Raw genomic sequence first — 13,734 nt, forward strand, 5'->3', positions numbered from 1 at the left:
TTTTCGGCCCGTCCGGCCCTTGCGGGCCCGCTCGTTGTCCGCCTTGACGGGTCTCGGACACCCGTGTCGGTCAAGGCAGTGTCCTAAGCTCCGGTCACTCGGTTAGATGAGCGTGGACACCAGAACACCCCGCACACCTACGGGGGGAAGCTCTTCCGGGTACGACGACCAGCCCGCGCTGAGTACGGTGAAAGTCCCGTCCGACCCCGCGCAGGTCTCCGGCAACCACCTGAGCTTCCGCGTGCAGCTCGCGCGTCCCCCGCACGCCGCCGCCCGGCACTACGCCGGGGTCGCCGCCGACACGGCGCAGCTGCCCACCGTCAAGGGCCCGGCCAGGCGCCGGGCCCCCGTGGTGTGGAGCGGGCGGGCGGAGCCCGGTGACGCGGCGCCGACCAGTCTCCTCGACGCCGTACGGGAGTCCGGGGCCGCCCGCGCCGTCGGCGGCGGTGAGGCCGGGGCCACCCAGGTCCTGCCGCGGATCGGCGTTGACGACGCCCCGACCACCGTCATCGGCCCCCGCGGGCCCCTGGAGCCGGGTGAGCCGCTGCTCAGCGGTATCCGTCCGGCCCGTGGCGCGTTCGACGAACAGCCGTACGGTCATGGCGAGTTCGACGGGGCCGAGGACGACTGGCCGGACGAGGAAGACGACTCCAGGGCCGACGGCCGCGACTCCCTGCTGCACGCGTACTACCCCGGGCGCCGGATGAACCTGGGCGTCGTCCTGCTGCCGCTGCGCGTCTTCCTCGGGCTGATCTCCGTCTACGCCGGCATGGGCAAGCTCTGCGACCCCGTCTACTTCGACGGCGGCAAGCGCGGCTCCATGGTCACCTGGCTGACCTCCCTGCACCCCTGGCCCGCCGCCGCCCCCTCCGGGAGCTGGCGCTGGCCCACCCGGTGGGCGCGGGTCTGACGGTGGCCTTCCTCCAGATCATCGTCGGCGTCCTCACCATCTTCGGCCTCTGGCAACGCCTCGCCGCCGCCATCGGCGTCCTGCTCTCGGCCACCCTGCTGGTCACCGTCAGCTGGCGGACCGTACCGGCCTACGACGCGCCGGACATCATCTACCTGGCCGCCTGGAGCCCGCTGGTGATCGCCGGCGCCCCGGTGTACTCGGTCGACGGCCGGCTCGCCGGCGAGGCGTGGCGGCGGCTCGGCCCCCGGGCCGGGATCGGGCAGCTGCGGCGGCGGGTGCTGCGCCGCGGCACGATCATGGCGACGGTGCTCATCGGCCTTTCCCTGCTGGTCGGTTCGATGCTCGGCGGCGCCGTCCGCTCCTCGCGGCCGGCTCCGGCGCCGGGCCCGTCCGCCCCGCCGGTCAACAACCTGCCCGGCTCGCCGCTGCCGCAGCGTCCGTCGGCCGGTTCCACCCCGCGCGGCGGGGCGCACGGCTCCGCGACGCCGGGGACGCCCCGGCCGAGCGCCACGGGCCGGAAGTCCCCGTCGCCGAGCGTGAAGCCGACCGCCCCCGGATCGGTCAAGACGCCTACCGGAGCGGCGACTTCAGGCCACGCGGAGGCCGGCACCGGTGGTCCCCGCCCCGCGACCCGGACGCCCCACCAGCGTCCCGCCGCCCCGGCGGCGCCGCACAGCCCCTCGGGTGCCGCGACCACCGGCGGTTCGGGCGGCGGCGGGACGTCGTCGGGCGGCACGGGGTCGTCCGGCGGCTCGACGGGCGGCGGGGGCGCCCTCGGCGGCCTCCTGGGCTGACACCGGTACCGCGCGCCGCGGCCCCGTACCCGAGCGGGTACGGGGCCGCGGCGCGTGACGTGGGCGTCAGCCGGCGAGTTCCCTGGCCGCCTCCGTCAGGTCCTTGGCCGTGTCGATGGCCCGCCAGTAGGCTCCGTGCGGCAACGGGTAGCCGGCCAGCCGCCGTTCGCGGGCGAGGCGGGGGAAGGTGGTGCGCTCGTGGTCGCCGCGCTCGGGCAGCAGACCGGCGAAGCCCGCGGAGAAGACGTAGACGCCCGCGTTGATCAGGTAGGGCGAGGGCGGGGCCTCGATGAAGTCCAGGACGTGCCCGAACTCGTCGGTCTCCACCGCGCCCCAGGGGATCCGGGGCCGGGCCAGGGCGAGGGTCGCGGTGGCGTCCCGCTCGTGGTGGAAGGCGGCCATCTCGCGGAGCGAGAACCGCGTCCAGATGTCCCCGTTGGTGGCGTACCAGGGCCGGTCCGGGTGGGGGAGCGAGGCGGCGGCGTGCCGGAGGCCGCCGCCGCGGCCGAGCGGCTCCTTCTCCACCACCGTCGTCACCCGCAGCGGGAGATCCGCCGACGCGAGCCACGCCTGGAGCACCTCGGCGAGGTGGCCGCAGGAGACGACGGCGTCGGTGACGCCCTCGGCGGCGAGCCACGCCAGCTGGTGGCCGATGATCGGCATGCCGGTGCCGGGGATCTCGACCATCGGCTTGGGGCGGTCGTCGGTGTAAGGGCGAAGCCGTGACCCCTGGCCTCCGGCCAGGATCACGGCTTGCGCGGGAGTGGGGACGGGGTGCGTGCCGGTCATGCCCCGCACGATATGCCGTGCCGCGGGGTGCGGTGCGACCGGCCGCCGCCGGGGGCGGGAGGGCCGTCAGTGGCCCTGGGCCACCCCGGAGGCGTACGACGTGTCGCAGACCGGGCGCGAGTACGCCTGGGCCTTCTTCGCGGAGTGGTACTTGGCGACGGCGGCCTGGCCGAGGACGCGGGCGATGTCCACGCAGTAACGGGCCAGCGAGGGGCGGCCGTTGGTGGCGGCCTGGAGGTGGGTCAGGGCCACCCCGGGGTTCTTCTCCTGGAGCTCCGTGAGCAGCTTGTCGCGCAGCACCTCGTGCGGGGCGCGGGCCCTGGCCTGGCTGGAGGCGGCGTCCGAGGAGGCGGTGAGCACCTGGGACTCGGCGTTGGGCGCCGCCCACGGGACCCGGGTGACGGCGAGGGTCCCGGAGAGCACCATGACGACGGGGAGGACGAGGGCGAGGGTTCTGCCGATGCGGCGGGCGGCCTGGTTCATGCCGCAGATGGTAGCGAGGCGTAATGAGACCGCGACATTTAGTCACCCGATCGGGTGGCATTACCTCGGCCCTTCGGTGGGAAGGGTTGACGCCCGGGCGGCCGGACCTGGGGCGGGTGGCGCGAAATCGGTGACGCGTCCGGTTGACGGGGTGTGAGGGCCGCCGTGCCGCCCGCGCCGGGGCGGCACGGCGGCGTGAATCAATCGCTCAGCCGCTCGCCCGACGAGGTCGAGAAGACGTGCAGCTCACCCGGGCGGGGGACGACGTGCAGGGCCGAGCCCTTCTCCGGCACCCGCCGGCCGTTGACGCGGACCACCAGGTCCTTCTGCTCGCCGCCGAGTTCCGCCGTGCCGTACACGTAGCCGTCGGCGCCCAGCTCCTCGACCACGTTGACCGTGACGGCCAGGCCGGCGGGGGCGTCGGCGGCCTCCTTGCTCAGGAGCCGCGCCGTCTCGCCGTTCTGCTCGACCACGTCGAAGTGCTCGGGGCGGACGCCGACGGTGACCGTCCGGTCGCCGCGGTCGGCCGCGGCGGCCAGCGCCTCCCGGGAGACCGGCACCACGCTGTTGCCGAACTTGACGCCACCGTCGGTGATCGGCACCTCGACCAGGTTCATGGCCGGGGAGCCGATGAAGCCGGCGACGAAGAGGTTGGCCGGGCGGTCGTACATGTTGCGCGGCGAGTCGATCTGCTGGAGCAGCCCGTCCTTGAGCACCGCCACCCGGTCGCCCATGGTCATGGCCTCGACCTGGTCGTGGGTGACGTAGACGGTGGTGATGCCCAGGCGCCGCTGGAGGCCGGCGATCTGGGTACGGGTCTGCACGCGGAGCTTGGCGTCCAGGTTGGACAGCGGCTCGTCCATCAGGAACACCTGCGGCTCGCGGACGATCGCCCGGCCCATCGCCACCCGCTGCCGCTGGCCGCCCGAGAGCGCCTTCGGCTTGCGGCCCAGGTACTCCGTGAGGTCCAGGATGCGCGCCGCGTCCTCGACCTTCTGCCGGATCTCCGCCTTGGGCACGCCCGCGATCTTCAGGGCGAAGCCCATGTTGTCGGCGACGGTCATGTGCGGGTAGAGCGCGTAGTTCTGGAACACCATGGCGATGTCCCGGTCCTTCGGCGGCAGATTGGTGACGTCGCGGTCGCCGATGCGGATGGCACCGCCGTCGACGTCCTCCAGCCCCGCGAGCATCCGCAGCGAGGTGGACTTCCCGCAGCCCGACGGGCCGACCAGGACGAGGAATTCGCCGTCCTCGATCTCGATGTCGAGCTGGTCGACGGCGGGCTTGTCGGAGCCCGGATAGATCCGGGTCGCCTTGTCGTACGTGACCGTGGCCATGGTGGTGGGTCCCTTCACCGGCAGGAACGTGCCGGACGATCCGAGTAGAGGGAGTGGTGCTGAGTGGTCCAGTCCAATTCGGACGGGATGCGGTGACGGTACCCGGGGAGCGGGCCGTTGTCAGCAGGTCGCTTCGCGAAAAATTGGGGGGAGCGGTGGGGCTGTCTGCGGTTAGACTGCTTCTCACGTGCTTGCCGCGTGCTTGTTCGCGTGCCGCCTTAGCTCAGCTGGCCAGAGCACCTGTCTTGTAAACAGGGGGTCGTCGGTTCGAATCCGACAGGCGGCTTTGTGTGTGGAGCCCGGGCTTGGGGCCCGGGCTTTGCTGTGCCCCCGCACCCCCGAAGCGCGCTGCGCGCGCTGTCCTCAAACTCCCCCAGAGGGGGCACCCCCAACGGGCTGAATCAGCCCGTTGGGGGTGCCCCCTCTGGGGGAGTTTGAGGACATGGGGGTCTGGGGCGCAGCCCCAGGAAACGGTGAAAGGGTGGGTCTGGGGCGCCCCCACCGCCGCAGGCAGCAGGGGCGCCGCCGGGCTACCGCCGGCCGGAGTACGAGGCGTGGTCCTCGTACGAGTCCGTGCCGGCGTACGGGGCCGGCTCCGCCTGACGCGGAGCGTCCTGGTGGCCCGGCCACCACGCCTTGTGGCCGAGGAGCGACGTCACCGTAGGCACCAGCAGCATGGCCATCACGAACGCGGTGAGCAGGATGCCGAAGGCGACCGCGAAGCCCATCTGCTGGAGCATGGAGTTCTCGGCGAGCAGCAGCACACCGAACGTGCCGGCGAGGATGATCGCCGCGGAGGCGACCGTCGGGGCCGACTGGGCGACCGCGGTGCGGATGGCGTCGCGTGGGGCCACGCCCTTGCGGACCTCCTCGCGGAGGCGGGCGACCATGAGGATGTTGTAGTCCGTGCCGATCGCCACCACGAAGAGGTAGATGATGATCGGCAGCATGAACAGCATGCCGTCCTCGCCCTTGAGGTCCTGGAAGAGCCAGACCGTGGAGCCGAGGGTGGCGCCGAAGCCGAGGGCGACGGCGATCATCAGGTAGAGCGGGGCGACCAGGCTGCGCAGCAGCAGGCCCAGGATCAGCATGATCGCGAGGCCGGCGACCGGGAAGACGACCTTGTAGTCGTGCTGGACGGCGTTCTCGATGTCGGTGAGGACCGCCGAGGTGCCGCCGACCAGGGCCTCGCTGCCCTTGGGGGCCGCCTCGTGCGCGGTGTCGCGCAGATCGCCGCCGACGAGCTTGATGGCCTCGTCGTGGTTGGGCTTGGCCTTGGTGACCACGCTGAACTGGGCGACGGACCCGTCCTTGTTGGGGAGGGCCGGGCTGACCGTGGCCACGCCCTTGACGGCCGCGAGCTTGCCGCGGAACGCCTCCAGTTCGCCCTTGTCGAGCCGCGCGCCGTCCTTCGCCTTGACGAACACCATGGCCGGGTCGGCCTGGCCGGCGGAGAAGCCCTTCTGGAGGTCCTTCATCGCCTGGACGGACTCCAGCTTCTCGGGCAGCTGGCTGTCCATGTCCCACTGCGACTTGAAGCCGAAGGCGCCGATCGCCAGGACGGCGAGCACCACGGTGGACAGCGCCGCCACGATGCCGGGGCGGCGGGAGACCAGCCCGCCGACCGCGTTGGCGGTGCGGTTCTTCGGGGTCTTCTTCCACGCCTTGGACGGCCAGAACGCCTTGGTGCCGAGCAGCGAGAAGACGGCGGGGACCAGCGTCAGGGCGGCGATCAGGGTCACGGCGACGGCGATCGCCAGGGACGGGCCCAGGGCCTTCATCATGCCCATCGTGGACAGCAGCAGGGCCAGGAACGAGGCGATGACCGCGCCGGCGGCGGAGGCGATGGTCTCGCCGACGCGCGCGACCGCCTCGGCCAGGGCCGCCTTGGGCTCCTCACCCTTGCGCAGCAGTTCGCGGTAGCGGAAGAGCAGGAAGAGGATGTAGTCGGTGCCCACGCCGAAGAGCACCACGATGAGGATCGGGGTGACGCTGGCGTCGGCCTTCAGCCCGCCGACGTCGGCCGCCGTGCCGATGAGGCCGTTGGCCACCATGGTGACGACCAGGATGATGAGGACCGGCAGGATGGCGATGAGCGGGCTGCGGAAGATGACCAGCAGCAGCACGATGATGAGGACCAGCGTGGCCATCATGATCATGCCGTCGGTGTCGCCGGACTGCTCCTTGGAGTCGAGGCTGGACGCCGCCTGACCGGTGACACCCAGCTGCAACTTGGTGTCCTTGAGCAGGGGTTTGGCGTCCTTGCGGAGCGACTTGATCGACTCCATGACGGTGTCGTCCGACCAGTTCTTCTCGCCGGAGTAGATGTTGGCCAGGGCTATCTCGCCATTGGGCGAGACCGCTTCGGGCCCCGTCGTCACCTTGGATATCTTCTTGTAGTGCTTGTCCTGGAGGGCGGCGGCGACCTTCGCCACGTCCCGCTTGTCCTGGGCGGTGAGCTTCCCCCGTCGGCACGCTTGAAGACGCCTGTGGCGGCCGCCTGTTCGTCCTGGGGGAACGCCTTCTCCTGGACCTTGCCCGCCTGCACGGACTCGTAGTGGGACGGAAGGAACTCCGCCTGGTCCGTGGTGGACTTCAGGCCCGGCGCCAGGACACCGAGGGCCACGGCTGCCACGATCCAGGCCAGGATCGTGAGCCAGGGCCTATGGACGGCGAACCGTCCGACTCGTCGGAACATGGTGTGGAGCTCCCCCTTGGAATTGCTTGGATCTACGAGAACACTGAGTGGATACTGAGTGGGTGGTGCAAGGATCGGACGCGGCCCGGCGGAGGGTACAGATGTCCGAACGGGCATCCCTACGCTAGGGACGCTCTTTATCCGGGTCCAACGATTACTCGAGGATTCAGGGGAAAATCGGTCCCGGGGTGGGGTCGTCTCCTCCCCTCGGAGGAGAGACGTCTCAACCCTGGGGTAGAGATCACCTGCCGAACGTCTCCACCCGGATTACGCTGCCCCCATGGCGATCACGTCGATGGAAGCGTCCTCCGGCCCGCTGGACCCGGACCACTACGCGGCCCGGATGGAGCGCGCGGCCCGCTCCGCCGCCCAGGCCGGCATGGCCGGACTGATCATCGCGCCCGGCCCCGACCTGGCCTGGCTCTGCGGCTACCACCCGCCCGTCACCGAACGCCTCACCGCGCTGGTGGTGACCCCGGGCCGCCGGCCGCTGCTGCTGGTCCCCGAGCTGGAACGGCCCGACGCGGAAAAGGCGCCCGGCGCCCCGGCGTTGACCGTCGCCGGCTGGCGGGACGCCGAGAACCCCTACGACGCGCTCGCCGGGCACCTCGAACCGCAGGGCCGCTACGGAGTGTCCGACAACACCTGGGCGCTGCACCTGCTGGCCTTCCAGCGGCTGCGCCCCGGCGGCGCCCACGCCGCGCTGACCGAGGCGCTGCCCATGCTGCGCGCGGTCAAGGACGCGTACGAGGTCAAGCGGCTCGCGGCGGCGGGCGCGGCGGCCGACGCCACGTACGAGGAGATCGTCCGGCTGCCGTTCGCCGGACGGCGGGAGCGCGAGGTGGCCGCCGACCTGGACCGGCTGCTGCGCGAGCACGGCCACCAGCAGGTGGACTTCACCATCGTCGGCTCGGGCCCCAACGGTGCCAATCCGCACCACGAGGCGGGGGACCGGACGATCCAGGACGGCGACATGGTCGTCATGGACTTCGGCGGCCTGATGGACGGTTACGGCTCCGACACCACCCGTACGGTGCACGTGGGGGAGCCGGGCGCCGAGGAGCGCAAGGTCCACGACCTGGTCCGGGAGGCGCAGCAGGCCGCGTTCGAGGCGGTCCGGCCGGGGGCCGCCTGCCAGGACGTCGACCGGGCCGCCCGCCAGGTGATCGCACGCAACGGGTACGGCGAGTACTTCGTCCACCGGACGGGCCACGGGATCGGCGTCACCACGCACGAGCCGCCGTACATGGTCGAGGGCGAGCACCTGACGCTGGTCCCGGGGATGTGCTTCTCGATCGAGCCCGGGATCTACCTGCCGGGCCGGTTCGGGGTGCGGATCGAGGACATCGTGGTCTGTACGGAGGACGGCGGGCAGCGGCTGAACACGACGGGCCGGGAGCTGCTCGTCGTGTCGTGACGGCGGTCCTACGGGCGGGTCCGGCGCGGCTCCCGTGCCGCCCGGGCCCCGCCGGCCTCGCCTTCCGGCGTCCGGTCGCCGTGGCGCGGCGCCGGGGCCGTGATCACCACCCAGGCCACCGCCGAGGCGGCCAGCATGATCACCGAGGCCACGGCCAGCCCGACGTGGAAGCCGTGCACCACCCCGTCCTTGGCGATCGCCGAGCGCGCCGCCGGCGTCACCGGCCCGGTGGCCGCCGCCGACTTCAGGTGCGCGGCGATGTACGTGCCGGCGGTGGAGGTCGCGATGGTGTTGAGCAGCGCGGTGCCGATCGAACCGCCCACCTGCTGGCAGGTGTTGACGGTGGCGGAGGTGACGCCCGAGTCGTTCGGGTCGACGCCCTTCGTCGCGGTGTCCATCACCGCCACGAAGATCAGGCCCATGCCCAGGCCGAACAGGATCGTCGACGGCAGGACGTGCACCGCGTAGTCCGCCTTCACCGGCAGGAACGTCAGCAGGAACAGGGCGACGGCCGCCAGCAGCGTCCCCGGCGTGATCAGCAGCCGCGGCGGCAGCCGGTGCAGCAGCCGGGACGCGATCTGGGTGCTGGTGATGATGATCGTGGCGGACATCGGCAGGAACGCCAGGCCGGCCTGGACCGGCCGGTAGCCGAGGACCAGCTGGAAGTAGTACGTCATGTACAGGAACATCCCGAACATGGCGATCACGGCGAGGGCCAGCGTCAGGAACGCCCCCGCGCGGTTGCGGTCGCGGACGACGCGCGGCGGCAGCAGCGGGCTGCCGGCCCGGGTCTGCCACCAGCCGAACAGCGCCAGCAGCGCGACGCCGACGACGAGCAGGGTGAGCACCCGGGGGCTGTCCCAGCCGCGCGGCTCGGCCTCGCTGCACCCGTAGACGACGGCGACCAGGCCCGTACAGGCCAGGATGACGCCGCGCAGGTCCAGCCGGGTGCGCCGCTCGGGGCGGTGGTCGTGCAGGGACCACAGGCCGCCGGCGAAGGCGATGAGGGCGATCGGGGCGTTGACGTACATGCACCAACGCCAGTCGAGGTACTCGGTGAGCAGACCGCCCGCCAGCAGCCCGACGGCCGAGCCGGCGCCCGCGATGCCGCTGTACACGCCGAACGCCTTGCCGCGCTCGCGCGGGTCGGTGAACGTCGTCGTCAGCAGGGAGAGCGCGGAGGGCGCCAGCAGGGCGGCGAACACGCCCTGCAGCGCCCGTGAGCCGAAGAGCTGCCAGTCGGTCCGCGCGGCACCGCCCAGCGCCGAGGCGACGGCGAAGCCGATCAGCCCGGCGAGGAAGGTCCGCTTCCGGCCCACCAGGTCCGCGATCCGGCCGCCGAGCAGCAGCAGTCCGCCGAAGGCCAGGGTGTACGCGGTGATCACCCACTGCCGGTTGGTGTCCGACATCGACAGGTCGCGCTGGGCGGACGGCAGGGCGATGTTCACGATCGTCGCGTCGAGGACGACCATCAGCTGGGCGAGACCGATGAACACCAGACCCCACCAGCGGCGGGGGTCGGTGGCGGTGGTGGTGGAGGTCGGTTCGGATGTGGGACTCATCGCGGAACCTCGCAGCCATGGGGTGCAGAAGCTCTCGGATCAGCCTAGGTGCTGTGGGGGAGGGCCGCCTCTTGGGTCACCCGGGCCCCAAGAGCCCCGGCGGTCGCCGCCGGGGCTCCGGCGGTCGTCGGGCCCCCGGCGGCCGTCACACGCGCGGGAAGCGGCTCTGCAGCGTCCAGACGACCGGGTTGTCCGCCAGTCCGTCGTGCAGGTCGGAGAGGTCGGCGATCAGGTCGTGCAGGAAGTCGCGGGCCTCGCGGCGGAGCGCCCGGTGGTCGAGGACGAGCGGGGGCTCGTCGGCGGGGACCCAGTCGGCGGTGACCTCCACCCAGCCGAAGCGGCGCTCGAAGAGCAGGCGGTCGCTGGACTCGGTGAAGTCCAGCTCGGAGTACTGCGGCGTGGCCGACCGGGAGCCGCGCGGGTCGCGGTCCAGCTCCTCGACGATGTCGCACAGCGCCCAGGCGAAGTCCAGCACCGGCACCCATCCCCAGGCTGTGGACAGCTCCCGGTCCTCCTTGGTGTCGGCGAGGTAGACGTCGCCGCAGAAGAGGTCGTGCCGCAGGGCCCGGACGTCGGCGGTGCGGTAGTCCGTCTGCGGCGGGTCCGGGAAGCGGCGGGAGAGCGAGTAGCCGAGGTCGATCACGTCCCCGATGGTGTCACGACGCCCGTGCCCCCGGCGCGGCGGCCGGGGGCACGGGCTGCGGTCCCTGGGGGACGCTGCGAAGGGGCCGGGTTACTTGACGTTGATGGCGGACCAGGCCGCCGCCACCGCCTTGTACTCCGCGCTGTTGTTGCCGTAGAGCGACGCGGCGGCGTTCAGGGTGCCGGTACGCGCCTTGGCGTAGTTGGTGTTCGAGGTGAACTGCGTGGTCAGCGCCTTGTACCAGATCTTCTGGGCCTTGTCCCGGCCGATGCCGGTGACCTTGGACCCGTCGGCGGTCGGGCTGTCGTAGTTCACACCGTTGATCGTCTTCTTGCCGCTGCCCTCGGAGAGCAGGTAGAAGAAGTGGTTGGCCGGGCCGGACGAGTAGTGGACGTCCACGCCGCCGATGCCGGAGTACCAGCTGTCCTTGGACCGGCCGTCCCTGCTCGGCTTGTCCATGTAGCGCAGCGGCTTGCCGTCGCCGTTGATGTTGATCTTCTCGCCGATGAGGTAGTCGCCCACGTCGGTCTTGTTGTTGGCGTAGAACTCGACGGCGGTGCCGAAGATGTCGCTCGTCGCCTCGTTGAGGCCGCCGGACTCGCCGCTGTACACGAGCTTGGCGGTGGCGGCGGTGACGCCGTGGCTCATCTCGTGGGCCGCCACGTCGAGGGCGGTGAGCGGGTTCTTGTTGTTCTGGCCGTCGCCGTAGGTCATGCAGAAGCAGGCGTCGGACCAGAAGGCGTTGACATAGCCGTTGCCGTAGTGAACGCGGGAGTAAGCGGCCTTGCCGTCGTTGCGGATGCCGTTGCGGCCGAAGACGTTCTTGTAGAAGTCCCAGGTCACGGCCGCGCCGTAGTGCGCGTCGACGCCGGCCGTCTGCCGGCCGCCGCCCCAGGTGTCGGTGCTGTTGGTGAACAGCGAACCGGTGCCGGACGTCCCCTGGTTGAGGTCGTACGTCTTGTGGCCGCCGCGCGCGCCGTCGATGAGCTGGTACTGCGAGCCCGACTTGGTGGTGGTCAGCGGGACGGTGCCGCTGTAGGTGCTGGTACCGGTGCCGGTCTCGATGGCCTCGTACTGGTACAGCTTCTTGCCGGACGCCGCGTCGGTGATCACGTGCAGCTCGCTCGGGGTGCCGTCCTTCTGTACGCCCGTGACCACGGTCTCGTACGCCAGGACCGGCTTGCCCTGCGCGGCCCAGACGACCTTGCGCGGCGCCTGGCCGGCCGGCTTGGCGGTCTTCTGGTCGGCGGCGGCGCTCAGCGCGGACTTCTTCGCCTCGGCCGGGGCCAGGGAGGGGCTGGTCGAGGGCACGGCTATGGTCGCGTCGGTCGCCTTGGTGACCGCCCGCCCGCCCTTCGCGCCCTTGCCCTCGTGGACGATCAAGTCGCCGCCGAGCACGGGCAGTCCGTCGTAGGTGCGCTCGTAGCGCGTGTGGACGGTGCCGTCGGCGTCCTTGACGACGTCGCGGACGATCAGCTTCTCCTTGCCGCCCAGGCCGATCTTGGCGGCGGTCGCCGACGCGCCGCTCTGGGCCTCCTGGAGGGCGGCGGTGCGCTGGCTCGCGGAGAGTGCCAGCGGCAGCCCTCCGCTGTCACGGTCACCCGAGGCGCTCGCGCTGCCCGTCTGCATGCCGACGACGACCATCGCGGCGGAGGCGACGAGGGCGGCGGCACGCAGGGCGGTGGTGCGGGGGGTGGCGGTGAGTCTCAACTCTGTCTCCTCTGAGGGGGGTTGCGGGCTGCCCGAGGTGTGAGCGGCCCGCTGGTGGTGAGAGGTGCAGGAGCGAATGGAGGAGAGCGTGCCAGCAACTGACCGTTTTTGACAGGGGCGCAACAAGGATGTGATCTGCTGTTATCTAAAAGGGGTCAGTTCCGGTCGGAGTTGGGGCTTCGGGTTTAAGAAAGGAAGAGTTGGGGCTGTAGTGGCGTGTGTGACGCCTGGGACGTGTAGTGAAGTCGTGCCGGGGCAGGGGAGTTCGGGGCGAGTTCGCGGGGATTCGTCCCCTGGGCGCGGACGGCGTCGTCAGGACGCCCCGCGCGGCACCCGGGCAGGCCGGAGCGAGGAGGCGGAGTGCAGGTCAGGACCTACGCGGAGGGGTGTGTTCCGCCGGAGTTGGCCGTTCGGGCGGACGCGTTGCGCGCCCAGGTGTGGGCCGGCGGCGGACCGCCCGACCCGGCGCTGCGCCCGGTCGCGATGCTCCTCGTCTCACCGGCGGGCGAGGTGACGGCGGCGCTGGACGTCCTGACGAAGGAGATCGAGCACGCGGGCGCGCGCTACCGCGCCGCCGGGCTGAGCGCGGTCGTCACCGACCGGGCCCGGCGGGGCCGCGGGCACGGGCGGCGGCTGGTGGCCGCCGCGCGGGAGTGGATCGCCGCGGACGGGGCGGACATCGGGCTGTTCACCTGCGACCGGCCGCTGCGGCCCTTCTACGAGAGCGCGGGCTGGGAGGCGCTGGAGGGCACCGTCCTCGTCGGTGGGACACCGGGTGATCCCTTCCCGAGCGACGGTCCGGGACTCGACAAAGTCACCATGGCCGGATTCTTCTCCGCCCGGGCGCGGCGGGCGGCGGGGGCGTTCCGGGGATGCCGGATAGGTCTGTATTCCGGGGAGATCGACCGGCTGTGGTGAAGCGTCGGTGAAGCGGTGGCCGCGGGAGCGGGACCGGTCCACGCACGGCGCCGGACGGGCCGACCGTTCCTGGTCGGCCCGTCCGGCGCACGGGGGTGACGCGGAGGGCGGCCGGCCGCGGCGCTGAACCGCCACGGCCGGCCGCCCGGGGGCGCCCTTACGGCTGCCCGTCGGTGGGCGGCCGGTTGCCGAGCTGCTCGTCGATCTTCCGCTGGGCGGCGTCGACCTGGCTCTGGTACTTGTTCCCGGTCCGTTCGTCGAAGGCGTCACCGGCCTTCTCGACCCCCTGCCGGGCGGTGTCCTCATGGCCCTTGAGCAGGCCCTTGAGCTTGTCGAGCATGGACATGGGTGTCCTCCTTACGCATGCCTGACCCACCCAGGATCACCGCATTCGTCCCGGTCCGCACTCCGGCGGCGGTGTGGGTTCGTGGCGGTGCGTGCGTGTGTTGTTGTCGAAGTGGTGCGTGCCA

At 71.7% G+C, this 13,734-nt stretch carries 9 protein-coding genes, 1 tRNA gene and 2 pseudogenes; 4 read left to right on the top strand and 8 right to left on the bottom strand.

Going from position 1 to position 13,734, the window contains the following annotated elements:
* The first annotated feature begins 106 nt into the window (after nt 1-106).
* Nucleotides 107-1,707, top strand: a pseudogene (locus ACQEVS_RS19555) (DoxX family membrane protein).
* 66 nt (nt 1,708-1,773) lie between these two features.
* Here ACQEVS_RS19555 and ACQEVS_RS19560 read toward each other — a convergent pair.
* The 3 genes from ACQEVS_RS19560 to ACQEVS_RS19570 form a co-directional block, all read right to left on the bottom strand.
* A complete protein-coding gene (locus ACQEVS_RS19560) occupies nt 1,774-2,496 on the bottom strand; it encodes a nucleotidyltransferase family protein (protein WP_433022086.1) in 723 nt (240 codons plus the stop codon).
* Nucleotides 2,497-2,562: 66 nt separating this feature from the next.
* Complete coding sequence (locus tag ACQEVS_RS19565) at nt 2,563-2,979, bottom strand: hypothetical protein (RefSeq protein WP_433022088.1); 417 nt, start codon at nt 2,977-2,979, stop codon at nt 2,563-2,565.
* A 200-nt stretch (nt 2,980-3,179) separates the two neighbouring features.
* Nucleotides 3,180-4,316 (bottom strand): ABC transporter ATP-binding protein, encoded by a 1,137-nt coding sequence (locus tag ACQEVS_RS19570; RefSeq protein ID WP_433027710.1) that lies wholly within the window; start codon nt 4,314-4,316, stop codon nt 3,180-3,182.
* A 212-nt stretch (nt 4,317-4,528) separates the two neighbouring features.
* Between ACQEVS_RS19570 and ACQEVS_RS19575 the strand changes: the two genes are divergently transcribed.
* Nucleotides 4,529-4,602: transfer RNA gene (locus ACQEVS_RS19575), tRNA-Thr, on the top strand.
* 244 nt (nt 4,603-4,846) lie between these two features.
* On the opposite strand, the pseudogene ACQEVS_RS19580 reads toward ACQEVS_RS19575, so the two are convergent.
* Nucleotides 4,847-7,014: pseudogene (locus ACQEVS_RS19580) on the bottom strand (MMPL family transporter).
* Nucleotides 7,015-7,294: 280 nt separating this feature from the next.
* On the opposite strand from ACQEVS_RS19580, the gene ACQEVS_RS19585 reads away from it, so the two are divergent.
* Nucleotides 7,295-8,431: an aminopeptidase P family protein gene (locus ACQEVS_RS19585; RefSeq protein ID WP_433022090.1), complete on the top strand. Its 1,137-nt coding sequence runs from the start codon at nt 7,295-7,297 to the stop codon at nt 8,429-8,431.
* Between the two features lie 8 nt (nt 8,432-8,439).
* On the opposite strand, the gene ACQEVS_RS19590 is transcribed toward ACQEVS_RS19585, so the two are convergent.
* From ACQEVS_RS19590 to ACQEVS_RS19600, 3 genes are all read right to left on the bottom strand, one after another.
* Nucleotides 8,440-9,993, bottom strand: a complete 1,554-nt coding sequence (locus ACQEVS_RS19590) for an MFS transporter (protein ID WP_433022092.1) — start codon at nt 9,991-9,993, stop codon at nt 8,440-8,442.
* A gap of 145 nt (nt 9,994-10,138) precedes the next feature.
* Nucleotides 10,139-10,636 carry a hypothetical protein gene (locus ACQEVS_RS19595; protein ID WP_433022094.1) on the bottom strand — a complete coding sequence of 166 codons (498 nt, stop codon included), beginning with the start codon at nt 10,634-10,636 and terminating at the stop codon, nt 10,139-10,141.
* 90 nt (nt 10,637-10,726) lie between these two features.
* The gene (locus ACQEVS_RS19600; protein ID WP_433027714.1) at nt 10,727-12,280 is read right to left on the bottom strand and encodes a M4 family metallopeptidase; all 1,554 of its coding nucleotides are present in this window, start codon (nt 12,278-12,280) and stop codon (nt 10,727-10,729) included.
* A gap of 426 nt (nt 12,281-12,706) precedes the next feature.
* Between ACQEVS_RS19600 and ACQEVS_RS19605 the strand changes: the two genes are divergently transcribed.
* On the top strand, nt 12,707-13,264 hold the full coding sequence (locus ACQEVS_RS19605; protein WP_433022096.1) for a GNAT family N-acetyltransferase: 558 nt from the start codon (nt 12,707-12,709) through the stop codon (nt 13,262-13,264).
* Between the two features lie 157 nt (nt 13,265-13,421).
* Here the strand turns inward: ACQEVS_RS19605 and ACQEVS_RS19610 are convergent, their stop codons facing one another.
* Complete coding sequence (locus tag ACQEVS_RS19610; RefSeq protein ID WP_398271580.1) at nt 13,422-13,610, bottom strand: antitoxin; 189 nt, start codon at nt 13,608-13,610, stop codon at nt 13,422-13,424.
* Nucleotides 13,611-13,734 lie beyond the last annotated feature (124 nt).

The organism is Streptomyces sp. CA-181903 (genome assembly GCF_050937075.1).
GTDB lineage: Bacteria > Actinomycetota > Actinomycetes > Streptomycetales > Streptomycetaceae > Streptomyces.

What these genes read in the sequence shown, in the direction of transcription:
- ACQEVS_RS19560 (WP_433022086.1), bottom strand. Translation starts at nt 2,496, where the DNA reads ATGACCGGCACGCACCCCGTCCCCACTCCCGCGCAAGCCGTGATCCTG.
- ACQEVS_RS19585 (WP_433022090.1), top strand. Translation starts at nt 7,295, where the DNA reads ATGGCGATCACGTCGATGGAAGCGTCCTCCGGCCCGCTGGACCCGGAC.
- ACQEVS_RS19610 (WP_398271580.1), bottom strand. Translation starts at nt 13,610, where the DNA reads ATGTCCATGCTCGACAAGCTCAAGGGCCTGCTCAAGGGCCATGAGGAC.
- ACQEVS_RS19570 (WP_433027710.1), bottom strand. Translation starts at nt 4,316, where the DNA reads ATGGCCACGGTCACGTACGACAAGGCGACCCGGATCTATCCGGGCTCC.
- ACQEVS_RS19600 (WP_433027714.1), bottom strand. Translation starts at nt 12,280, where the DNA reads ATGGTCGTCGTCGGCATGCAGACGGGCAGCGCGAGCGCCTCGGGTGAC.
- ACQEVS_RS19565 (WP_433022088.1), bottom strand. Translation starts at nt 2,979, where the DNA reads ATGAACCAGGCCGCCCGCCGCATCGGCAGAACCCTCGCCCTCGTCCTC.
- ACQEVS_RS19590 (WP_433022092.1), bottom strand. Translation starts at nt 9,993, where the DNA reads ATGAGTCCCACATCCGAACCGACCTCCACCACCACCGCCACCGACCCC.